Genomic DNA, 23062 nt, shown 5'->3' with positions numbered 1-23062 from the left:
AAAGGCCAGCAAGGCGATGTCGTCGGCAGCGGTGGGGCAGGGGTCGCCTGTGGCGCTGTGGTGGCGGGCCAGGGCTTCGAGCGAGTTGGTCAGGGACACGGCGGCGTCGCCGACGTTGAACACGCGCAAGGGCAGTGTGGCGCTGGAAGCGTCAGCTGCCAGGGCGGTATTGAGTTCGTCCTGCAGCTTCACGTCGCACAGGGCGGCGCCGGGTTTCGACTTGGCCACGATGGCTTGAAGCTCGCTGGCACGCAGCAGCGGCATGGTGGCCACCGCAATACAGCCCACCCGCACCACCGCCAGCCAGGCCAGTGCCATGGCAATCGAATTGCCCCCGCGCAGCAGCACCCGGTTGCCCGGTACCAGGCCCAGGTCATGGGTGAGCACATGGCCGATGCGCTGCACTTCGGCCAGTGCCTGTGCATAGGTGAGCGTGCGTTCGTCGCTGCGGAACAGCGGGCGGTCGGCATGGCCGTTCGCGAAGGCGCGATCGAACAGGGCCTGCACCACGTTGAACTGATCGGGTACGCGCAGTTCGGGCGAGTCGTAGCGCATCTCCGGCCATTGGTCAGCCGGCGGCAATTGGTCGTGGACGAATCGATCGGTCTGGGCGGTCGGCATGACAACTTCCTTCATTCAAAACACTGGGTAGGGTCCGTGAGGACAAGGCGGTTCAGTCCATGCACAGACCATGCCTCCGACGCGAAATGTCCCCTTCCAGCACACACCGAGGAACCGGCTTCTCCGGGCCTCTGATGTCGTCCCCTTGAGGGGGTCGCGCGAAGCGCGGCGGGGGTGTTCATTTCAGCGCCGATTTACCGAGGATCAGCAGCTGCACCTCGCTCGCGCCTTCGTAGATGCGCAGTGAACGGATGTCGCGGTACAGGCTTTCGATCTTCTCGCCCACCTGCACGCCGCGTCCGCCAAACATCTGCAGCGCCATGTCGATCACGCGCTGGGCGTTTTCGGTGGCGGTGAGCTTGGCCGCTGCGGCCGCAGCCGTGTAGGCTGGGGTACCGGCGCCCTGCGTGGTGCTGCAATCGCGCAGCCACGCGGCGCGGTAGGTGAGCAGGGCGGCGGCGTCGATGAGCGCGCTCATCTCGCCCAGGCGCGCCTGGGTGAGCTGGAAGTCGGCCAGGTGCTGGCCGAACATACTGCGGTGTTTGGCCTGGTGCACGGCTTCGGCGAAGGCGCGGCGCGCCATGCCCAGGGCGGCCGCTGCAACCGATGCGCGGAAAATATCCAGCGTCTGCATGGCGAGTTTGAAGCCGCCGTTGATCGTACCCAGCAGGACGTCCGTGCCGAGTTGGCAATCGGCAAAGCGCAGCGTGGCCAGGGGGTGAGGGGCCATCACGTGGATGTGTGTGCTGCTGTCGAGGCCGGCTCGTGGCGCGTCCACGATGAAGGCGCTGATGCCGCGTGAGCCGGCATCTGGATCGGTCTTGGCAAAGGTGACATAGAAGTCGGCCAAATCGCCGTTGCTGATCCATGTCTTGGTGCCGTTGAGCGTCCAGCCGCCTGCGGTCCGGGTGGCGCGGGTGGCCATGGCCGCCACGTCGGAACCGGCATCGGGTTCGCTCAATGCAAAGGCCGCGATCTTCTGCCCGGTGGCCACCGCACTCAGGTACTTGGCCTGCTGTTCCGATGTGCCGCCCAGCGTGATGGCGCCGCTGCCCAGGCCCTGCATGGCGAACGCAAAGTCCGCCAGGGGGGAATGAAAGGCCAGCGTCTCGCGCAGGATGACCAGCGAGCGCGAATCGAGCACCGGCAATGCACCACCGTGTGCAGCAGGCACGCAGTAACGCAGCCAGCCGTCGCGGCCCAGCCGGGCCACCCAGTCTTTGCAGGCAGCGCGGTCGTCCCGTTCATCCACGCTTTGCAACGCGGCCCAGTCGGCCAGTCGCGGTGCCATTTTGCGGTGGTGCATGTCAAAGAAAGGCAACTCCCACTGCGATTGCGGTGGGTGCATGCCGTGGGGGTGTTCAAAGGCGACCATGGCTTGGTTCCGTGGTGTTGTGGGCCCAATGGCTCCATTGAAGAGTGGGTTGACTGGTGGGTCCCTCACCCCAGCCCTCTCCCCAGAGGGGCGAGGGAGCGAAGCCCACGCTCCGGGAGGCTGGTGAGGGTGCATCTGCCTTGCGGGCAGGACGAGGTGCCATCTCAATCGCCTTCAAACTGAGGCCTTTGCTTGGCCGCAAACGCTTCGTAGGCACGCGTGAAATCCTGTGTCTGCATGCAGATCGCCTGTGCCTGCGCCTCGGCTTCGATGGCCTGGTCCAGTGTCATCGCCCATTCCTGGTGCAGCATCGTCTTGGTCATGCCGTGCGCGAAAGTGGGGCCTTGGGCCAGTTGCGCGGCGAGCTTGTGCGCGGCGGGCTGCAGCGTGTCGCTCTCATGCAGCGCGTTGAAGAAGCCCCAAGCGTGGCCCTCTTGTGAGGTCATGGTCCGGCCGGTGAGCAGCAGCTCGCTGGCGCGTCCCTGGCCGATCATGCGAGGCAGCAGGGCACACGCGCCCATGTCGGCACCGGCCAGTCCCACGCGTGTGAACAGGAAAGCCACTGTGGCTTGCGGTGTGCCCAGGCGAAGGTCAGACGCCAGTGCCATCATGGCGCCAGCGCCGGCACACACACCATCCAGCGCCGCTACGATGGGTTGCGGGCAGGCCCTCATGGCGCTTACCAGCGCACCGGTCATGCGCGTGAAGGCCAGCAGCTCCGGCATGCTCATCTTCGTGAGCGGGCCAATGATTTCGTGCACGTCACCGCCCGAGCAGAAATTGCCTCCCGCACCCGTGACCACCACCGCCTTCACATCGGTGGCCCGCTGCAGACCCAGAAACCAGTCGCGCAGTTCGGCATAAGAGTCAAAGGTGAGCGGGTTCTTGCGCTCAGGCCGGTTGAGCGTCACGGTGGCCACGCCATCAGACACGCTCAACGCGAAATGCTCGGGCACATGACCCGCCACCGCAGCGAACTGGCCGCGCATGGGGTTGTGATCGGGGATGGGGTGTTTCATGGCAATCGGCAATCAATCAAAAGTCAGTAGAAAAAAAGAAACGCGCATCAGCAGCGCCTCCGGCGCGCAATGCCCCGGGTCCAGGCACACCGAGGATCTGGCTCCGCCAGTCCCAGGTGTGGTCCCCCCTCCCAGCGGCAAAGCCGCGCCAGAGAGGGGGGAAGCCGCGAAGCGGCGCAGGGGGGAGTCATCGAAGTCCCAGCTTGACCTTGCCCAGCAGCTTGTACAACTGGTCGATCTCTCTTGCGCCAAGTCCTTCAAAAGAATCGACGATCCATTGTTCGTGGTGCCGGGCCATGTCGGCAAAACTGGCGCGACCGCGTTCGGTCAGACGCACGCGAAAAGCACGGCGGTCACCCTCCACCTCCATGCGCTCGACCAGACCTTCGGTCACCAGCTGATCGGTGATGCCGGTGACGTTGCCGCCAGTGACCATGAGCCGGTGCGAGAGCTCTTTCATCTTCAGGCCAGCAGGGTGACGCTCGAGCTGGGCCATGAGGTCGAAGCGCGGCAGTGTGGTGTCGAACTGTTCCCGAAGACCAGTGCGCACCCGCTTCTCGATCAACTGCGAACAAGTCAGCAGGCGCAGCCACAGGCGCAACTCGTGCGCGTGCTCGCTGTGGGCACGTGCTTCGAGGTCGAGGGTGTCGAGTGGGGCGGTGGTCATGTGGTCTCCGCAGGATCCTGAGGCATGGCCGTGCCCTGCAAAGCTTGCTGGCGCGCGATCTCGCGGTAGAGCTGGTCACGTCCGCTTTCGTAGGGACGCGGCCATTCGATGGCGCGGGTCTGCAGCTTGGCGGCCTCAAACAGCGTCCAGGCCGGATTCGCCAGGTGCGGCCGCGCCACGGCGCACAGGTCGGCACGGCCGGCGCCGATGATGCTGTTGGCGTGGTCGGCTTCGCTGATGGCACCCACGGCCATGGTGAGGATGTCGACTTCGTTGCGGATGCGGTCGGCGAACGGTGTCTGGTACATGCGGCCATACACCGGCTTGGCGGCACGCGTGGTCTGGCCGGAAGACACATCGATGACGTCGCACCCCGCAGCTTTGAACAGTCTCGCCATGGCCACCGCGTCGTCGGGCGTGTTGCCGCCGGGTGCCCAGTCGTGGGCAGAGATGCGCACGCTCATGGGCTTGTCAGCGGGCCACATGGCGCGCATGGCAGCGAACACCTCCAGTGGGTAGCGGCAACGGTTTTCCAGCGAACCGCCGTAATCGTCGGTGCGCTGGTTGGTGAGCGGACAGATGAAGGCGGAAAGCAGGTAACCGTGCGCGCAGTGCAGCTCCAGCCAGTCGAACCCGGCCTCCGCTGCACGACGGGTGGAATCCACGAATGCGGCTGTCGTGGTGTCCATGTCCGCGCGTGTCATGGCGCGCGGCACCTGGTTCTGCGCGCCGTAGGCCAACGCACTGGCCGACAGGATCGGCCAGTTGTCCGCGTGCAGCGGTTCGTCGATCTGGTCCCAGCCCAACTGGGTCGATCCCTTGGGCCCGCTGTGACCGAGCTGCAGGCCGATCCTGGCGCTGCTCTGGCCGTGCACGAAGTCGACGATGTGTTGAAAGGCGGATCGTTGTTCCTCATTCCACAGGCCCGGGCAGCCGGGTGTGATGCGGCCTTCCGGCGTGGGGCTTGTCATCTCCACCATCACCAGCGCAGCGCCTCCTACCGCGCGTGCACCCAGATGCATCAGGTGCCAGTCGCCCACGGTGCCTTCTGTGCATTTGTACTGTGCCATGGGCGAAACCACGATCCGGTTCTTCAGTTCGACGCTGCGTACTTTCAATGGCAGCAGCATGGGTGGTGTGGGGTGCTGCTTTGGTGCTGTGGAGGGCATGGCTCGAGATTCCAACCAGGTCTCGTAACCTTCAAGCCACTTCGCATCGCGTAATCGCAGGTTCTCGTGGCTGATGCGCTGGCTGCGTGTGAGCAGCGAGTAGCTGAACTGTTCGATCTCCATGCCGGTGTAGCGGTCCACGTTCTCGAACCATTCGGTGGAGTTGCGCGCGGCGTTCTGGATCTTGAGAACCTCCACGCTGCGCCGCTCCTCGTAGCCTTGCAGCACGTCTTCCATCGATTCGCTGCGCCCGGCCGCGTCGCGGAATTCGTCGGCCAGGTCGATGGCGTCTTCCAGAGCCAGCTTGGTGCCGCTGCCGATGGAGAAGTGCGCCGTGTGCGCCGCATCACCCATGAGCACGATGGGCACGCGGCGAACGGGATCCGGCGCTGGCTCGTCCCTGGCCGGATCACCCCCTGGTCCCGGCAAGGACCGGGACCCTTCCCCATTCTGGGGCAGCGACCCGCGCAGCGGCGGGGCGTGAGAGCCCACCTCTTGCCAGTGCACCCAGGTCTTGCAGATCACGCGAGGAAAGCGGATCCAGCTGGCCGAGCCGCGCAGGTGTTTGGCGTTGCTGATCAGGGCGTTGCCGTCGAGGTATTTGGCGAACAGCTTTTCGCAGAAAGCAATGCCATCTTCCTGACTCATGGCGTCGATGCCATGCGCCTTCCACACCGCTTCCGGCGTTTCCACAATGAAGGTGGAGGTCTCACCATCGAACTTGTAGGCGTGAGCCTGGAACCAGCCGTGTTCGGTCTGCTCGAACGCGAAAGTGAAAGCGTCGAAGGTCTTCTTCGTGCCCAGCCAGACGAATCGGCACTGGCGGGTGTCGATGTCGGGCTGGTAGGTGGCTTCGTAACGCGTGCGCACACGGCTGTTGAGTCCGTCGCTGGCGATCACCAGGTCGGCCTGGTACTGTGCAGCCAGGGCCTGGTCGTCGGTCACATCGGTTTCGAACACCAGATCCACGCCGAGTGCGATGCAGCGCTCCTGCAGGATGTTGAGCAGCCGCTTGCGCCCGATGCCACAGAAACCGTGGCCGCCGCTGCGCACGCTGCGGTCCTTGTAGAAGACCTCGATGTCGTCCCAGTGGTTGAAAGCGTCACCGATGAGCTGGGCCGATTCGGGATCCGCCACCTTCAGGTTCTGCAGCGTCTGGTCGGAGAACACCACGCCCCACCCAAAGGTGTCAAACGGTCGGTTGCGTTCCACGACCGTGACCTGCAGGTCGGGAAATCGACGCTTCATCAGCAGACCGAAATACAACCCTGCCGGACCGCCACCGATGCACAGGATGCGCCGCAGCGCAGGGATGGGAGTGTTCATGCTGAATTAGTTTAGACCTAAACGATTTTCAGCGTATCGGGAAAACCCGGAGGGCTTCACCAAAACCTGCAGGGGTTCGCAAAAACCCGCAGGGTTGCACCAGAACCACTCGGCTTTGAGCGGTACAGGCGATATTCACGAAGACACATGCAACCAGTACTTGACAGGCGCAGCGCCTACTTGGACAAGTGTTGACCCTTGACAAGGTAGCAAACAGAATGATCGGTCAATCTCATGACATCGGGCGACCGATCACGTTTCTTTGGTGCAAAAATCACCTGACCAAACCAGGAGACCCAATATGTCCGTCTATCGATTCAAATCCCGCGACACAGGTGATCTCGTGATGCTGCAGCCGCACGGCAGGCGCGTGCTGGAGATCATTGGAAAGGATCCGGCCCCTCAGGGCATCGTGCTGCCTCAACAGATGCCTGCTGCGGTGCAGGCCCTGCGCGATGCCGCAGTGCAGGAGGAGGCCGATCAGAAACGCTTGCGTGAAGAGGCGCAGGCCAAAGGCGAACCGCCACCAGAATTCGACCATGTCAGCCTGCGCATGCGCAGTGCGCCCTTCATCGAGATGATGCAGCGTTGCGAACAGGCCGGGGTGGAGATCGTCTGGGGGGTGTAGAGGAGGTAGAGAACACCCCCCTGCGCCGCTGACGCGGCTTCCCCCCTCCGTGGCGCGCTGCTGCGCGGCGCTTCGAGGGGGGACGGCATCTTGGGCCGGCAAAGCCGTCCCTCGCTGCCCCTAGAAGGAGACACCGCGCGCCGGGTAGGTGCCGGGCCATCGAGTCTTGTGAGCGCCGGACACCTCACCGGCGTGCGGGCTTGAATCAAGGGCACCCGTGGAACCGGCTTTGCCGGGCCACTGGGTGCGTCCCCCCTCGAAGCGCTGCGCAGCGGCGCGCCACGGAGGGGGGAAGCCGCGTCAGCGGCGCAGGGGGGTTAGTCCACCTTCGCTCCAGCCGCCTTCACCACCGGCGCCCACTTGGCGATTTCGCTGTCGATCAGGCGGGCGAATTCTTGCGGTGTGTTGCCACTGGGAATGGCGCCCAGGCCTTGCAGACGGGTGTTGATCTCGGGTAGCTTAAGTGCCTTGGCGATCTCGGTCTGCAGGCGCGCGACGATCTCCGGTGGCGTGCCGGCCGGAGCCAGCATGCCAAACCAGGAACTGGCTTCGAAGCCAGGCAGGTTGGCGGCTTCGGCCACCGTGGGAACGTCGGGCAGGGCCTGTGAACGCACATCGCTGGTGACAGCAAAGGCCTTGAGGCTGCCGGCCTGGATGTGGGGCATGGCGGAGGGCAGGTTGTCGTACATCACGTCCATGGTGCCGCCGATGAGGTCGCGCACCGCCGGGCCGGATCCCCGGTAGGGGATGTGGGTCATGAAGATGCCGGTCTTGGACTTGAACAACTCACCCGCCAGATGAATCGAGGTGCCGTTGCCGCTGGAGGCCATGTTGAGCTTGCCGGGGTTGGCCTTGGCATAGCGAATGAAGTCCGGCACGGTGTTGATGCCGAGTTCCTTGGCACGCGCGGCGTTCATCACCATCACGTTGGGCACACCGGCCACCAGTGTGATGGGAGCGAAGTCTTTCTGAGGGTCGTAAGACAGGTTGGCGTAGAGCGCCTTGTTGATGCCATGCGTACCCACCGTGCCCATGAGCAGGGTGTAGCCGTCACCCTGCGACTTGGCCACATGGTCGGCGCCGATGTTGCCACCCGCACCGCCGCGGTTGTCGACGATGAACTGCTGGCCAAAAGCCTTGGAGAGTTCGGGCGCCAGCACGCGGGCCAGGATGTCGGTGGTGCCGCCGGGCGCGAATGGCACGACGATGCGAACGGGTTTGGTGGGCCAGTTGGCCTGCGCCAGCGCGGCGGTGGGCACGGCCACTGCGGCAGCAAGTGCGATCAGGGTGCGGCGTGTGAATGTCATGTTCATGGTTGTCTCCTTCTGAGTTGTTCAATCTGTGGCTGCAGGGCCTGCCCGGTGCGGATGCCGAGCGCTTCTGCGGCCGCGTTGGCGTGGCTGACCACACCGCTTTCCAATGTACTGGCCGCCAGCCCGATGCGTGCGCTCATGTGAGACACCGCACAGGCCGCCAGCCCCTGTTCCTGCAAAAAAGCGAGGCCGGTAACGCCAGCCTCATCCAGACCCACGCCCGCATCATTGAAGACCGAAAGCAACGGCCGCACCGCCAATGCATAGCGCGCCGAACTCAAGCCCCCATGCGAGCCGCTCAAAGCAATGCAGCCCGCATCAGCGGGCTGCAATTCCGTGATGGAGTCCACCACACGGAGCGAGATCATGTCGATTCCTCACCCCACCGGCGCGCGTGCCTCAATTCAGCAGACATCGTGGAACCGCCCTTCGACAAGCTCAGGACGGGCCACAGAAGTCGACCCCTTGAGGGGGACGCGCGAAGCGCGGCGGGGGTGGGCGTACTCAATCAGCGTACTGGCCGGCAGCGTCGATCACCGTCTTCAGCGCGCCGATCTGCTGCGTCACGAAGGCTTTGTGGCCTTCCGGAGTCACACGGTTGTCCTTGACCACCACGGCACCCAGCATTTCCTGTCCCTTGACGAACTTGGGGTCCTTCAGGGCAACCTTGAGCGCGTCGTTCAGCTTCTTGGTGACGTCGGCAGGCGTGCCCTTGGGGGCATACATTGCGTGCCAGATGGTCAGGTTGAAGTCCTTCAGGCCCATTTCCTGGAGTGTGGGGTAGTCCTTGAGCAGCTTGTGGTCGTCCAGGCGCTTGGCGGTCGTCACGGCGTAGGCCTTGACGCGGCCGGCCTCGATCTGGCTCGTGGTGTTGGTGGTCTGGTCACACATCAGATCCACCTGACCGCCGATGAGGTCGTTCATGGCGGGGGCCGTGCCACGGTAGGCGATGGCGGTGAGGGACTTGTCCAGCTTCATCGCCGACTGCCACATCAGGCCGCACAGGTGCGAAGCAGAACCCAGACCGGCGTGTGCGAGATTGACCTTGCCGCCGTTGGCGCGGATGTAGGACTCAAAGTCGCGGTAGGTGTTGGCGGGCACTTTGGGCGAGCCCAGCAGCGTCATGGGCACGTCGTTGATCATGCCCAGGTACTCGAAATCTTCCAGTGGCTTGTAGGGCAGCTTGCGGTAAAGGCCGGCTGTGGCGGCCATGCCGATGTGCCAGACCAGGATGGTGTGGCCATCAGGGGCGGCACGTGCGACCTTGTTGGCACCGATGGTGCCGCCAGCGCCGGCGGCATTTTCCACCACGATGGTGGCGCCACCCAGGGGTTCGCGCAACGCTTCGGCCAGTTGACGGGCCACGGTGTCGGTGGGGCCACCGGCAGCGAACGGCACCACGATGGTGATGGGCTTGCTGGGGAAGGCTTGTGCAAAGGCACCTGCGGACACGGCGGCAGACAGTGCCACGGCGAGGATTTTTTTCATGGGGAGGCTCCAAGGTTGAAGGGGACAGCGAATCGTATCCCCAGCCGGGCTCAAGGAAATCGCGGAAATTACGTAGCGCCAGGCAGGGGAAAACCCTTTGCTCTCCAGATGGCAGCCCGTTTCACCACCGCAGCACTCCACTCGTATCCGCTCGCTCCAGGAGGGCGAGGTCGAAGAAAACCTCAGCAGACGCAGCGGCGCAGGGGGGGGGACTAGCGGATATCTTCTGGAGCCAAGTGAATCAATCCAGGGGCAGCAAGGGATGGCTCCGCCGGCCCAAGAGGCCGTCGCCCCTCCCAGCGCCGGAGGCGCGTCAGAGAGGGGGGAGGCCGCGTCAGCGGCGCAGGGGGGAGATTCGAATAAATGCGCAGGGGGGAGCTCACTGATAACTCCGCGCGTCCTCGATCACCTTGCCATCGTTGGGCAGGCTGCCAGGGCTCAGCAGTTCGACCGCGCCGCGAAGTTTGGTGACTTCCCGGATGGCTTCGCCGACACGCTGTTCAAAGCCTTCAACGCGGCCGCCATCGGTCTCTGCCTTCAGCGTCATCTGATCGTTGGCCATTTCGCCGCTGACCACGAGCCTCGCGCGAACAATCTCGGGGAAGCGGCGCACGATTTCGGCCACTTGCCCGGGATGCACGAACATGCCCTTGACCTTGGTGGTCTGGTCGGCGCGGCCCATCCACCCCTTGATGCGGGGCGCGGTGCGCCCGGTCGGGCAGGCGCCCGGCAACATGGCCGAGAGATCGCCCGTACCGAAGCGAATCAGCGGGTAGGCCGGGTTGAGCGTGGTCACCACCAGTTCGCCCACCTCGCCTTCGGGCACCGGGTCGCCTGTGCCGGGCCGCACGATTTCCACGATCACACCTTCGTCCAGCACCAGGCCTTCGCGCGCCGTGGTTTCGTACGCGACCAGGCCCAGGTCGGCGGTGGCGTAGGTCTGGTAGACGGCCACGCCCTGTTCCTTGAACCAGGCGGTCAGGCTGGGCGGGCAGGCCTCGCCGCCGACCGATGCCTTGGTCAGGCTGCGGATGCCGCTGCCGGTTTCGGTCGCCTTTTCGATCAGGATGCGCAGAAAGCTCGGGGTTCCGGTGTAGCCATCCGGCTGCAGTTCGGTGATCGCATCCAGCTGCTGTTCGGTCTGACCAGTGCCCGCCGGAAACACCGTGCAACCCACCGCGTGTGCGCCGGATTCCAGAATGAAAGCCCCCGGCGTCATGTGGTAGCTGAAGGCGTTGTGCACCAGCTCGCCGGAGCGGAAGCCGGCCGCATAGAGCGCGCGCCCTGCACGCCAGTAGTCGCGCATGCTGCCTTCGGGTTCGTAGATAGGGCCGGGGGAAGCGAACACGCGCGACATCTGTGGTCCGCGCACCAACGCAGAAAATCCCCCGAACGGATCGCCGCCTGCCGCACGCGAGGCCTTCTGCCGTTCCAGCAGCTCGCTCTTGCGCGTCACAGGCAATCGGGCAAGAGCTTCGCGGTGGGTCACCTCGGCAGCAGTCACATCTTTGAGAATCTCGGCGAAAGCCGCGCTATAGGTCTGGGCATGCGCCACCTGACCGGCCAGTGATGCCATCTGCTCGGCCTCACGCTGATCAGGTGAGCGGGTTTCCAGTGCGTCAAAGAAATCGTTCATATAGAAAACCACACATGTGAGAGAGAGGTGACTTCATCCAGGGATGCCGCGGAACTGGCTTTGCCAGGCCACTGGCATCGCCCCCTTGAGGGGGTGACGCACCGAAGGTGCGGCGCGGGGGTGTGCGGAAAGCGCCGCGTTGGCTCGCTACGCGAGCCAACGCTTTCTGCGCTTGTAGCTTTTGACATCCTTGAAACTCTTGCGTTCGCCCCCGCCCATGCCAAGGTAGAACTCCTTCACGTCTTCGTTGTTGCGCAGGTCTTCGGCAGCGCCGTCCATCACGATCCGTCCCGACTCCATGATGTAGCCGTAGTCCGCGTAACGGAGCGCCATGTTGGTGTTCTGCTCGGCCAGCAGGAAGGTGACCTTTTCCTTGGTGTTGAGGTCTTTCACGATCTCGAACACCTCTTCCACGATCTGCGGAGCCAGACCCATCGAGGGCTCATCCAGCAGCATCACGCTGGGGTTGGTCATCAGTGCGCGGCCAATGGCGCACATCTGCTGCTCGCCGCCCGACGTGTAGGCCGCCTGCGAGGTGCGGCGCGTCTTCAGGCGCGGAAAGTAGTTGTAGACCTTTTCCAGGTTGGCAGCGATCTCGCCCTTGTCCTTGCGCGTGTAGGCCCCGGTGAGCAGGTTCTCTTCGATGGTGAGGTGGGCAAAGCAGTGCCGGCCTTCCATCACCTGCACCACGCCGCGATTCACCAGGTCGGCCGGGGTGAGGTTTTCAATGCGCTCACCGCGCAACTCGATGCTGCCCTTGGTGACCTCGCCCCGCTCGGCCTTCAGCAGGTTGGAGATGGCGCGCAGCGTGGTGGTCTTGCCGGCGCCATTGCCGCCCAGCACCGCCGCGATCTTGCCCTGAGGCACATTGAGCGAAACGCCCTTGAGCACCAGGATGACGTGGTTGTAGATGACCTCGATGCCGTTGACGTTGAGAACGATGTTGGGGGTACTCATGGTGTGTTCCTTATGGATCCCTTTTCTGGACCATTTACAAGGCACGGCACGCCGGCCTTGTAAATGGCAACTGGATTCAGTTGCCGGGGAAAAGACCCGCCGCGAATGCAGCAGCCCTATCAAGGGATGCCGCCGGGCCGGCTCTGCCGGACGGCTGGCATCGCCCCCTTGAGGGGGTCGCGCGTAGCGCGGCGGGGGTGGGCTTAGCTCTGGCAGTCGGCTGCCGTTCTGCGGGTCAGCTTCTTTTCTGCGGCGTATTTGTCCGCAGCGGCCTTGACCATCGGCTTGATGATCTGCTCATCGGCCTGCAGCCAGTCGCTGGTGAACTCCCATTTGCTGCCATTCCACGTGTGGATACGGGCCCAGTTGGCGCCCATGTGGTCCTGGCAGGAGGTGGACACAGGGCGCAGCACGCCCTTGAAGCCCAGCGCGTCCAGCTTGGGCTGGGTGAGGTTCAGGTTCTCGTAACCCCAGCGGGCCTGTTCGGCCGACACCCACTTGCCCTTGCCGTACTTTTCCTGTGCCTGGCGCACGCCTTCCACCGCGAACATGGCGCTGATCAGGCCGCGCATGTAAAGCACTTCACCGACTTCTTCCTTCGGTCCGGTGCCCTGGCCCTTGTCGTGCAGTTTGGCCAGGATTTCCTTGACCACATCGGCGCCTTTCTCGGTCCCATGCTGCATGGTGATGGCGTTGTAGCCTGTGGCGCCAGGACCCACGTCCTTCACATCTGGCTCTGCACCCGCCCACCAGACGCCGTAGATCTTGTCGCGCGGGTAGCCGGTGGCCTGTGCTTCCTTGATCAGGGTGGAGTTCATCACACCCCATCCCCAGTTGATGACGTAGTCGGGACGGTCGCGGCGGATCTGCAGCCAGGTGGCCTTCTGTTCCACACCGGGGTGCGTCACGGGCAGCAGGCTCAGCTGGAAGCCATGCATGGCGGCGCGTTCCTGCAGCAGAGGAATGGGCTCCTTGCCGAACGGGCTGTCGTGGTAGACCAGTGCAATCTTCTTGCCCTTGAGCTTGTCCAGGCCGCCTTCCTTGGCGCCAATGTGCTGGATCAGCACGTCGGCCGCCACCCAGTAGGTGCCGGCGATCGGGAAGTTCCACTTGAACACGCCACCGTCGGCGGACTCGCTGCGGCCATAACCGGCCGTTATCAGCGGGATCTTGTCGATGGGTGCTTTTTCCGTCAGCGCGAAGGTGATGCCGGTGGACAGCGGCTGGAACACCGTGGCGCCGCCGTTCTTGCCTTTCAGGCGCTCGTAGCACTCCACGCCGCGGTCGGTGGCGTAGCCGGTTTCGCACTCTTCAAACGAAACCTTCACACCATTGATGCCACCGCGCGCATTGGTGAGCTTGAGGTAGTCGGCGTACCCGTTGGCAAACGGCACGCCGTTGGGCGCATAGGCGCCAGTGCGGTACACCAGCGATGGGAAGAACTGCTCCTGGGCCTGGGCCATGGCCGCAGGGGTGACCAGTGCGGCTGACAGGCCCGCACAGGCGATGGACACAGAAAGAACCAGATGACGAATTTTCATTTCACTTGTCTCCTAGGAAAAAACCAACACACACAAAACCCGAGATGGCCCTTCAGTTCAACGCGTCCGTCACTTCAGCGCATCGGGACTGACCCGATCAGGATTGACCCCCATGCGCAGGCAAAACGGCCGCATTGAAATCAGTGCGGAAAGGGCCACAGCCGCAACTTCTGTTTGGCGATGCTCCACAGCTTGGCAAGGCCGTGGGGTTCGACGATGAGGAACCACACAATGAGCGCACCGAAAATCATGAACTCGGTGTGTGAAATGGCAGCAGTGGAAATCGTCACGCCCACCAGACTGCCCACCCAGGGCAGGGCCTGGTTGAGGAAAATGGGAAGAATCACGATGAAGGCGGCGCCAAAGAAGCTGCCCATGATCGAGCCCATGCCGCCGATGATCACCATGAACAGCAGCTGGAAGGAGCGGTCGATGGAGAAGGCCGCCGGCTCCCACGAGCCCAGGTGCACAAAGCCCCACAGGCCACCGGCCACGCCGATGATGAAAGAGCTCACGGCGAAGGCGCTGAGCTTGGCGTACATGGGGCGGATGCCGATCACCGCGGCAGCCACATCCATGTCGCGAATCGCCATCCATTCCCGGCCAATGGCAGAGCGCACCAGGTTCTTGGCCAGCAGGGCGAACAAGACCAGAAAGCCAAGGCAGAAAAGGTACTTCTCCACCGGCGTGTCGATGCGCCATCCCAGCACACTGAGGTTGGACACCGAGACCGAACCCGACGCGGTGTTGTTCGTGAACCAGCCGATGCGCAGAAAGGCCCAGTCGCAAAAGAACTGCGCGGCCAGCGTGGCCACCGCCAGGTACAGGCCCTTCACGCGCAGGCTGGGAATGCCGAAGAACATGCCCACCAGCGTGGCAAAGAAGCCGCCAGCAAGCAGTGCCACGATCAGCGGCATGCCGTCGATTCGCACATAGGTGTTGTAGGCCATGTAGGCCCCCACCGCCATGAAGGCGCCCGAGCCCAGCGAGATCTGCCCGCAGTAGCCCACCAGGATGTTCACGCCCAGCGCGGCCAGCGCCAGGATCAGGAACGGGATCAGGATGGCGCGAAACATGTATTCGTCGACCAGCAGCGGCACACCGACGAATGCAAACGCGATCAGAGCCAGGATGAGCCAGCGATCCTGCGCGATCGGGAAGATCTGCTGGTCGGTGCGGTACGAGGTCTTGAACTGACCGTTTTCTCTATAGAACATGTTCTTCTTTACCTTGGTTGTTCAATGTGTCCGGCGAGAAGTGCCTTGGCCCAGGCTCCCGTGGAACCGGCTTCGCCGGGCCACAGGGTGCGTCCCCCTCCCGCCGAAGGCGAGAGAGCGGGGGAAGACGCGAAGCGGCGCAGGGGGTGCTTCATATCTAGACGCGGTCAATGATTTTTTCGCCGAACAATCCTTGCGGACGGAACAGCAGGAAAACGAGGGCAAGCACGTAAGCGAACCAGATCTCGATGCCCCCGCCCACGTAGGGGCCCAGGTACACCTCTGACAGCTTTTCTCCCACACCGATGATCAGGCCGCCGATGATGGCGCCGGGCACCGAGGTGAGGCCGCCCAGGATGATCACGGGCAGCGCACGCAGCGCCACCGTGGTCAGCGAAAACTGCACGCCCAGTTTGGATCCCCAGATCACGCCAGCCACCAGTGCGGTGATACCGGCCACGAACCACACGATCACCCAGATGCGGTTGAGCGGAATACCGATGGATTGCGCTGCCTGGTGATCGTCTGCCACGGCGCGCAGTGCCCGGCCTGTGCCGGTCTTCTGGAAGAACAGGGAAAGCACCATCACCAGCAGTGCAGCCACGCAAGCGGCGTACACGTCTTCCATGTTGACCAGCACGCCGCCTTCGAAGGTGTTCTCGAACAGGAAGATCGGGTCCTTGGGCATGCCCACGTCGATCTGGTAGATGTCGGAGCCGAAGATGGTCTGGCCCAGGCCGTCGAGGAAGTAGGTGATGCCCAGCGTGGCCATCAGCAGCGTCACGCCCTCCTGGTTGACCAGATGGCGCAGCACCAGTCGTTCGATCAGCCAGGCCAGCACGAACATCAGGGCGCCCGCCAGGATGAAGGCGATCAGGTTGCCGAGGAACTTGTCTTCAATGCCCAGCCAGCCGGGTATCCAGCCAGAGAAGCGCGCCATGGCCAGCGCTGCGAACAGCACCATGGCGCCTTGAGCGAAGTTGAAAACACCTGAGGCCTTGTAGATGAGCACGAAGCCCAGTGCCACCAGTGAATAGAGCATGCCCGCCATGAGGCCGCCGAGCAGTGCTTCCAGGAAAAAAGCCATGGTTATCTCCCCCCCGTTGCTTGCTCAATGCGTGTAGCCGCATCCCCCCTCAAGGGGGCGATGTCTGTGGCCCGTCCTGAGCTTGTCGAAGGGCGGTTCCACGACATCCCTGGACTGGGCTTCTTCATGCGGTGGCCTGTGGTTTTCTGCTGCATGGTGGTGATGTCCATCAATGTGAGGTTCCGAGGTAGGCGCTGATGACCTCCTCGTTGTTGCGCACTTCTTCAGGTGTGCCGTCGCCGATCTTCTTGCCGTAGTCGAGCACCACCACGCGGTCGGAGATGTCCATGACCACGCCCATGTCGTGTTCGATCAGAACGATGGTGGTGCCGAATTCGTCGTTCACGTCGAGGATGAAGCGGCTCATGTCCTGCTTTTCTTCCATGTTCATGCCGGCCATGGGCTCGTCCAGCAGCAGCACCTGCGGCTCCATGGCCAGGGCGCGGCCCAGGTCCACGCGCTTCTGCAATCCGTAGGGCAACTGGCCCACAGGGGTCTTGCGGTGCGCCTGGATTTCCAGGAAGTCGATGATGTGTTCGACGTACTCGCGGTGCTGCTCTTCTTCGCGCTGGGCCGGGCCGATGCGCAGTGCCTGCAGGAACAGGTTGCTCTTGATGCGCAGGTTGCGGCCGGTCATGATGTTGTCGATCACGCTCATGCCCTTGAACAGCGCCAGGTTCTGGAAGGTGCGCGCGATGCCCATTTCGGCCACCTGACGACTGTTCATGTGCTTGAACGTCTGGCCACGGAAGTTGATCGAGCCTTCCTGTGGCTGGTACACGCCATTGATGCAGTTGAGCATCGAACTCTTGCCCGCCCCGTTGGGGCCGATGATGGCGCGCACCTCGTGCTCGCGCACATCGAAGCTGATGTCGGTCAGCGCCTTGACACCGCCGAAGCGCAGGCTGATGTTGTGGACGTCGAGAATGACGTCGCCGATTTTTTTGCTCATCGAGCCCCCACGCTGGTCATTTCATGTACTGCGCTGCCCCCCAAGGGGGCCTTCGCAACTTGGAGCGGTCCTGCGTTGCTCACTGCAGTACCTTCGCCCCGCGGGCTGCGGTGCAAGCTTGCTTGGGAACGGCCCGGCGCGGCGCTCATGCTGCAGCCTTCACAGGGGTGAATGTCCTGGCGTCGCCCACCTTGAGCGTGGCACTGACCGAACCGGTGCGGCCATCTTCGAACTTCACCTGGGTTTCGATGTACTGCTCTTTCTGGTCGCCGTACAGGGCGTTCACCAGCACGCCGTACTTGTCGGCAATGAAGCCCCGGCGTACCTTGTTGGTGCGGGTGAGTTCACCGTCGTCGGCGTCCAGTTCCTTGTGCAGCACCAGGAAGCGGCTGATCTGGCTGCCCGCGAGCAGCTCGTCGCGGCTGAGGTCGGCGTTGACCTTTTCCACGCACTCGCGGATCAGCTCGTACACCTCGGGCTTCTGCGCCAGATCGGTGTAGCCGGCGTAAGGCAGGTTGCGGCGCTCGGCCCAGTTGCCCACGGCATCGAAGTCGATGTTGACCATCACGCACACCTTCTCGCGCTGGTCGCCGTAGGCCACGGCTTCCTTGATGTGCGAGAAGAACTTGAGCTTGTTCTCCACGTATTTGGGCGCAAACATGGCGCCATCGTGAGCGCCGCCCTTGATGCGACCCACGTCTTTCACGCGGTCGATGATCTTCAGGTGGCCCGCTGCGTCGATGAAGCCCGCGTCGCTGGTGTGGTACCAGCCATCGGCCGTGAGCACCTCGGCCGTGGCTTCGGGGTTCTTGTAGTAGCCCTTGAGCAGGCCGGGCGACTTCACCAGAATTTCACCGGTGTCAGAAAGCTTGATTTCCACGCCTTCGCACGGCACACCCACCGTGTCGGCGCGGGCTTCGTTGTCGGGCTGCAGGCAAACGAACACCGCGGTTTCGGTGGAGCCGTAGAGCTGCTTGAGGTTGATGCCGATGGAGCGGTAAAAGCTGAACAGGTCGGGCCCGATGGCTTCGCCAGCCGTGTAGGCCACGCGCACGCGGCTGAAACCCAGGCTGTTGCGCAGCGGGCCGTACACGAGCACATTGCCCAGCGCGTACTGGATGCGGTCCAGCAAGCCCACCGACTTGCCGTCGAGCAAGTCTGGGCCCACCCGGCGCGCCACATCCATGAAGTGGTGGAATATCTTTCGCTTGATCAGACCCGCGTCCTCCATACGGATCATGACCGTGGTGAGCAGGCCTTCAAACACGCGTGGCGGCGCGAAGTAGTAGGTGGGTCCCACTTCCTTGAGGTCGATGGTGACGGTGGCGCCGGACTCGGGGCAGTTCACCACATACCCCGCCACCAGCCACTGCGCATAGGAAAAGATGTTCTGTCCGATCCAGGCCGGCGGCAGGTAGGCCAGAACCTCGTCTTTGGGGGTGAGCTTGTCGAAACGGGCGCCCACCGCGCCACGGTCGATCAGCGTGTTGTGCGTGTGAACCACGCCCTTGGGGTTGCCGGTGGTGCCCGAGGTGAAGAACATGGCGGCCACGTCGTCGGGGCTGGCCATGTCCACCTGTTCGCGGAACACTTGCGGGTGCAACTTGGCAAAAGCCTGGCCTGCTGCTATCAGCTCTTCCAGCGAGCCCAGGCCTGGCTGGTCGTAGTTGCGCAGGCCGCGGGGGTCGTCAAAGAAGATGTGGCTCAACTGCGGGCAACGGTCACGGATCTCGAGCATCTTGTCGACCTGCTCCTGGTCTTCCACCACGGCGAAGCGCACCTCGGCGTTGTTGATGGGGAACACACACTCACCGCCCACCGCGTCCTGGTAAAGCGGCACCGGAATGGCGCCGATCGACTGCGCGGCCAGCATGGTCGCGTACAGGCGCGGGCGGTTGGCACCGATCACCACCATGTGCTCGCCGCGCTGCAAGCCCGCCTGATGCAGGCCACAGGCAATCGCTTCCACCAGTTTGGCCATCGATGCCCAGGTGGTGGTCTGCCATATGCCGTATTCCTTCTCGCGCATGGCGGGTGCGTCGGGGCGCTGCTGCGCGTGGTCCAGCAAGAGCCGGGGGAAAGTCGTTTGCATGCGTGTCTCCTGTGGGCGGGCCGGTATGCAGGTGTTTTCTGGCACCCATCGGTCCGTCCAGCGATGGGTCGGTCTGATGCGGATGGTAGGCCTGTGTTTGACGTTGTGTTGTCCGTACGACGACAATTGAGGGTATTTCTGCCTAGGACTTTCCCGTAGGGATCAACCCCATGCAATCCGCTTCTCCCCCTTTGCGCGTGCTGCGCGAACGCGCCCGAACACCCACCGAGCACGAACTGGCCGAGATCCCCTGGCTGGTCAAACTCACCGAGACCGAACGCGATCGCGCCATTGACGCGCTGGTGGTCACCGAGGCCCTGGCAGGCGACTACATCTGCCGCATCGGCCGGCCCGTGACCTACTGGTTCGGCCTGGTGGACGGGCTGCTCAAAATGAGCAATGACGACTCCATGGGCCCGGTCATCACCTTCACAGGCGTGGCCCCGGGCGGCTGGTTTGGAGAAGGCACGGTGCTCAAACACGAGCAGTACCGCTACAACATCCAGGCGCTGCGCAAGAGCCGCGTGGCCGGCTTGCCGGTGGAAACCTTCGACTGGCTGCTCGACCACTCGCTGGGCTTCAACCGTTTCGTCATGCACCAGCTCAATGAGCGTCTCGGCCAGTTCATCGCCGCCCGCGAAATCGACCGCATTTCCAGCCCCGACCTGCGCGTGGCCCGCAATCTCGCGGCGCTGTTTCACCCACTGCTTTCGCCCAATGTGGGCGGTATCTTGCGCATCACGCAACAGGAGCTGGCTTACCTGGTGGGCTTGTCGCGCCAGCGGGTGAATGAAGCCTTGTCCACGCTGTCAGACAAGGGGTGGATCAGGGTGGAATATGGGGGGTTGCGGGTGCTGGATCTGCAGGCTTTGCGCAGCGGAACTCTTTGACACTCCGGCTCGGCACTGTCTTAGGCGCATATTTGTATCTTTGCTCCCTTGCCCCTCTGGAGTTGGGGTGGTGAGCCAGGCGCGCCAATTCTCTTGTTCTACGGAAGCTTGGCTTGGCCGGGTCTCGGCCCGGCGGCCGAGGTACTGTTCTTTTGCAACGCCCAAAAGAAAGTACCCAAAGAAAAGGCGAGCCGAAGTCCGGGCCGCTTCGTGGTTCCTTGCGCTGCTCGCGTCGTGGGGGAAATTCGCAAACTTGTCCGCTGCGCGACCTTCGGACATGCGAATTTCTGATTCCCACGCCGCTGCGCTGCTCAGCCCGGCCACACGGCACAGGCGGGATCGGGAACGGACTCCCCCTCTCCGAGCTGTGCCTTCGCTCCCTCCCACGCTGGGGGAGGGTGGGGTGGGGGCTCTCCCAGGCGCCAAACCGGGCCCGTCGTGGGATGATCGCCCCATGACCACCGAGAAAAAACCCGGCACGCTCAAGCTCACGCCGGCCGCAGTCAAAAAGAAGCCCGCCGATCCGTTCGCGCCGCGCCGCGCCCCTGTGCGCCCGCCCGGCCCGGCCCGTGCCAAATCCGTTTCCGCCTCTGCCCCCAAGCCGCCGCGCGAACCCACAAAGGGTTTCGGCGCCCAGCGCCCCGGCGCTGAAGGTGATCGCAACGATCGCCCGCGCTCTGGCTTTGGTGCAGACCGCCCGGGCAGCGAGCGCCCCGCCAGCGACCGCCCACGTTCCGGCCCACCGGCCGGGCCCCGTGACAACGAACGCAACTGGAGCGATCGGCCCGCCCCTCGTCGCCCCGACCCGCGTGACGCTCCTTATGGCAGCACCGACAGATCGCAGCGAACTCCCACCAACGCACCGCGTCCACCTCAATCCCACCGGCCAGACCTCGCCCGCGTGGGCAACGTGCGCGGTGAAATCCGCCTCAACAAACGCATGGCCGACCTGGGCCTGTGTTCTCGCCGCGAAGCCGACGAGTGGATCGCGCGCGGCTGGGTGCTGGTCAACGGCGAACCCGCCATCATGGGCATGCCGGTGGCACCCGACGCGCAGGTGGAGGTGCTGCCTCAGGCGCGCCACCAGCAGGCCGGCCAGGTCACCATCCTGTTGCACAAGCCCATGGGTTACGTGAGCGGCCAGCCCGAAGACGGTCACGAAGCCGCCGCCACACTCATCGGGGCGCCCAGCCAGTGGCGCGGCGATGCCCGCCACCCGGCGGACGCCCGCCGCTTCGCCCCGGAACACACGCGCGGTCTCGCGCCTTGCGGCCGGCTCGACATCGACTCCGTCGGCCTGCTTGTGCTGACGCAAGACGGTCGCATCGCGCGCCAGTTGATTGGCGAAAGCAGCGGCATCGAAAAAGAGTACCTGGTGCGCGTGCAGTGGGCGCCCAACGGCCCGCACGGTGCGGGTGTGGTCACCCAAGACGTGCAGGCCGTCTTCCCTGCAGACAAGTTGGCGCTCTTGCGCCATGGCCTGAGCCTGGACGAACAGCCCCTCAAACCCGCCCAGGTCGACTGGATGAATCCCGAACAGTTGCGCTTCGTGCTGGTGGAAGGCAAAAAACGCCAGATCCGCCGCATGTGTGAGCAGGTGGGGCTGCACGTGGTGGGTCTGAAGCGCATCCGCATCGGCAAGGTGGTGCTGGGGAATCTGCCGGTGGGGCAGTGGCGGTATCTGGGCGCAGGGGAGGGCTTCTGACCTTTGGCCAGTTCGCCGGGCGGTTTCTAGAGCCGAGCCTCCATCGAGGACAGTGTTGCGCCACCACAATGGCCCATGACTCCGTCTCACCACCCCAAACGCACCGCCTTGCGCCGTCACCTTCGCCTCTCCGACCTGCGCGCCGCCGCACAACTGGCCGTGCAGGCCACCCACGGTGTGATCGACATCACCGAAGGGGTGCATCAGTCGGTGCGAAGCCGTCTCGGTCTGTCCAGCGGGGCGGTGCCTGAGCAAACGGGTGGACTGACCGGGCGGGTGTATCGCGGCGTGAGAGGAGCGACCCAGCTGGTGAGCCATGCCACCGATGCGTTGCTGGGCGCGCTGCTGCCGCTGCTGGACGACCCGGCCAAGCACCCCGAATCCTCACCGGCGCGCGAGGCCGTGCTGGCGGCGCTCAATGGCGTGATGGGCGACAAGCTGCTGGCCATGGGCAATGCGCTGGCGCAGCCGATGGAACTGCGGCACGCAGGCCAAACCTTGAGCACGGTGCCCGACACCCTGGCCACGCAATTGAGGGAGGCATCCGGCATCCCCGCCAGCCCGCACCTGCTTCTGCTGGCGCACGGCCTTTGCATGAACGACACGCAATGGCGCCGCGCCGGGCATGACCATGGCGCGCACCTGGCCCGTGCACTGGGCTGCACACCGGTTCACCTGCGTTACAACAGCGGCCTGCACACCTCGGTCAACGGCCGTGAACTGGCGCTGGTTCTGGAGCAACTGGTGATGATCTGGCCGGTGCCTTTGCAGCGCATCACCCTGCTGGGCCACAGCATGGGCGGTCTGGTGTTCCGCTCGGCGGTGCAGGTGGCTCACGAACTGGGGCTGACATGGCCGGGGCATCTGCGGGAGCTGGTGTTCCTGGGCACGCCGCACCACGGCGCGCCGCTGGAGCGCGCTGGCCACGGGGTGGATCTGCTGCTGGCCGCCACGCCGTTCACCGCGCCTTTTGCACGTCTGGGCAAGCTGCGCAGTGCGGGCATCACCGACCTGCGTCACGGGCATTTGCAAGATGCCGACTGGCAGGGCCGCGACGCCTTCGCTTCACCCGACGACCACCGCGTACCGCTGCCGTTGCCCGAAGGCGTGGCCTGCTACGCCGTGGCGGGCACGCTGGCGGGACAACGCGGTCTGCTGGCGGACCGGCTGATGGGAGATGGCCTGGTGCCGCTCAACAGCGCGCTGGGCCAGCACGATCAGCCCGCACGCAGGCTGGTCTTTGCGAAAGACAGCCAGCGCATTTTCTACCGCACCGGTCATCTGGATCTGCTGGCCAGTTCCGATGTGGCAGCGCAACTGGAAGCCTGGTTGCGTTGACCTCGCCTATCGCTGCCACCCGCGGTCTTGAAACGGGGCCG

19 protein-coding genes are annotated in these 23062 nt (G+C 64.1%); 4 read left to right on the top strand and 15 right to left on the bottom strand.

All coding sequences use genetic code 11. The annotated features are described in order from the left end of the window. The 5 genes from Q7V46_RS17770 to Q7V46_RS17750 all read right to left on the bottom strand — a co-directional run. Positions 1–621, bottom strand: a 621-nt coding sequence (locus Q7V46_RS17770) for an AMP-binding protein (RefSeq protein WP_304914903.1), incomplete at its 3' end; no start/stop codon positions are given. A gap of 178 nt (positions 622–799) precedes the next feature. Next, on the bottom strand, positions 800–1996 hold the full coding sequence (locus Q7V46_RS17765; protein ID WP_304914902.1) for an acyl-CoA dehydrogenase family protein: 1197 nt from the start codon (positions 1994–1996) through the stop codon (positions 800–802). 164 nt (positions 1997–2160) lie between these two features. Continuing rightward, positions 2161–3015 (bottom strand): enoyl-CoA hydratase family protein, encoded by an 855-nt coding sequence (locus tag Q7V46_RS17760; RefSeq protein ID WP_304914901.1) that lies wholly within the window; start codon positions 3013–3015, stop codon positions 2161–2163. A 187-nt stretch (positions 3016–3202) separates the two neighbouring features. After that, a complete protein-coding gene (locus tag Q7V46_RS17755; RefSeq protein WP_304914900.1) occupies positions 3203–3682 on the bottom strand; it encodes a MarR family winged helix-turn-helix transcriptional regulator in 480 nt (159 codons plus the stop codon). After that, positions 3679–6177 carry a bifunctional salicylyl-CoA 5-hydroxylase/oxidoreductase gene (locus Q7V46_RS17750; RefSeq protein WP_304914899.1) on the bottom strand — a complete coding sequence of 833 codons (2499 nt, stop codon included), beginning with the start codon at positions 6175–6177 and terminating at the stop codon, positions 3679–3681. The genes Q7V46_RS17755 and Q7V46_RS17750 overlap by 4 nt, the downstream gene beginning before the upstream one ends. A gap of 301 nt (positions 6178–6478) precedes the next feature. On the opposite strand from Q7V46_RS17750, the gene Q7V46_RS17745 reads away from it, so the two are divergent. Beyond that, positions 6479–6805, top strand: a complete 327-nt coding sequence (locus Q7V46_RS17745) for a DUF1840 domain-containing protein (RefSeq protein ID WP_304914898.1) — start codon at positions 6479–6481, stop codon at positions 6803–6805. A gap of 317 nt (positions 6806–7122) precedes the next feature. Here the strand turns inward: Q7V46_RS17745 and Q7V46_RS17740 are convergent, their stop codons facing one another. From Q7V46_RS17740 to Q7V46_RS17695, 10 genes are all read right to left on the bottom strand, one after another. After that, entirely contained in the window at positions 7123–8118 is a 996-nt protein-coding gene (locus Q7V46_RS17740) for a tripartite tricarboxylate transporter substrate binding protein (RefSeq protein WP_304914897.1), read from the bottom strand. Further along, entirely contained in the window at positions 8115–8486 is a 372-nt protein-coding gene (locus Q7V46_RS17735) for a hypothetical protein (RefSeq protein WP_304914896.1), read from the bottom strand. Before Q7V46_RS17735 ends, Q7V46_RS17740 begins: the two co-directional genes overlap by 4 nt. Before the next feature lie 136 nt (positions 8487–8622). Next, positions 8623–9606, bottom strand: coding sequence for a tripartite tricarboxylate transporter substrate-binding protein (locus Q7V46_RS17730; RefSeq protein ID WP_304914895.1), 984 nt, complete (start codon positions 9604–9606; stop codon positions 8623–8625). A gap of 379 nt (positions 9607–9985) precedes the next feature. Beyond that, positions 9986–11242 carry a phenylacetate--CoA ligase family protein gene (locus tag Q7V46_RS17725; protein WP_304914894.1) on the bottom strand — a complete coding sequence of 419 codons (1257 nt, stop codon included), beginning with the start codon at positions 11240–11242 and terminating at the stop codon, positions 9986–9988. Between the two features lie 147 nt (positions 11243–11389). Then, the gene (locus Q7V46_RS17720) at positions 11390–12199 is read right to left on the bottom strand and encodes an ABC transporter ATP-binding protein (protein ID WP_304914893.1); all 810 of its coding nucleotides are present in this window, start codon (positions 12197–12199) and stop codon (positions 11390–11392) included. A 203-nt stretch (positions 12200–12402) separates the two neighbouring features. Continuing rightward, positions 12403–13740: an ABC transporter substrate-binding protein gene (locus Q7V46_RS17715; protein WP_304914892.1), complete on the bottom strand. Its 1338-nt coding sequence runs from the start codon at positions 13738–13740 to the stop codon at positions 12403–12405. 140 nt (positions 13741–13880) lie between these two features. Beyond that, positions 13881–14957: a branched-chain amino acid ABC transporter permease gene (locus Q7V46_RS17710; RefSeq protein WP_304914891.1), complete on the bottom strand. Its 1077-nt coding sequence runs from the start codon at positions 14955–14957 to the stop codon at positions 13881–13883. A gap of 157 nt (positions 14958–15114) precedes the next feature. Further along, complete coding sequence (locus Q7V46_RS17705) at positions 15115–16044, bottom strand: branched-chain amino acid ABC transporter permease (protein ID WP_304914890.1); 930 nt, start codon at positions 16042–16044, stop codon at positions 15115–15117. 169 nt (positions 16045–16213) lie between these two features. Continuing rightward, positions 16214–16996, bottom strand: coding sequence for an ABC transporter ATP-binding protein (locus tag Q7V46_RS17700; protein WP_304914889.1), 783 nt, complete (start codon positions 16994–16996; stop codon positions 16214–16216). A 145-nt stretch (positions 16997–17141) separates the two neighbouring features. Further along, positions 17142–19088: a long-chain fatty acid--CoA ligase gene (locus Q7V46_RS17695; RefSeq protein ID WP_304914888.1), complete on the bottom strand. Its 1947-nt coding sequence runs from the start codon at positions 19086–19088 to the stop codon at positions 17142–17144. A 170-nt stretch (positions 19089–19258) separates the two neighbouring features. Here Q7V46_RS17695 and Q7V46_RS17690 point away from each other — a divergent pair, with 170 nt between their 5' ends. The 3 genes from Q7V46_RS17690 to Q7V46_RS17680 all read left to right on the top strand — a co-directional run bounded on the left by Q7V46_RS17690 (position 19259) and on the right by Q7V46_RS17680 (position 23021). Beyond that, positions 19259–19978 carry a Crp/Fnr family transcriptional regulator gene (locus Q7V46_RS17690; RefSeq protein ID WP_304914887.1) on the top strand — a complete coding sequence of 240 codons (720 nt, stop codon included), beginning with the start codon at positions 19259–19261 and terminating at the stop codon, positions 19976–19978. 454 nt (positions 19979–20432) lie between these two features. Beyond that, the gene (locus tag Q7V46_RS20035) at positions 20433–21683 is read left to right on the top strand and encodes a pseudouridine synthase (protein ID WP_370690378.1); all 1251 of its coding nucleotides are present in this window, start codon (positions 20433–20435) and stop codon (positions 21681–21683) included. Between the two features lie 75 nt (positions 21684–21758). After that, positions 21759–23021 carry a triacylglycerol lipase gene (locus Q7V46_RS17680; protein ID WP_304914886.1) on the top strand — a complete coding sequence of 421 codons (1263 nt, stop codon included), beginning with the start codon at positions 21759–21761 and terminating at the stop codon, positions 23019–23021. Positions 23022–23062 lie beyond the last annotated feature (41 nt).

Origin of the sequence: Hydrogenophaga sp., from assembly GCF_030651625.1 — a bacterium.
Lineage (GTDB): Bacteria > Pseudomonadota > Gammaproteobacteria > Burkholderiales > Burkholderiaceae_C > Hydrogenophaga.
Note: the sequence above shows the minus strand (reverse complement) of the source record. Positions and strands in the feature narration are given on the sequence as shown.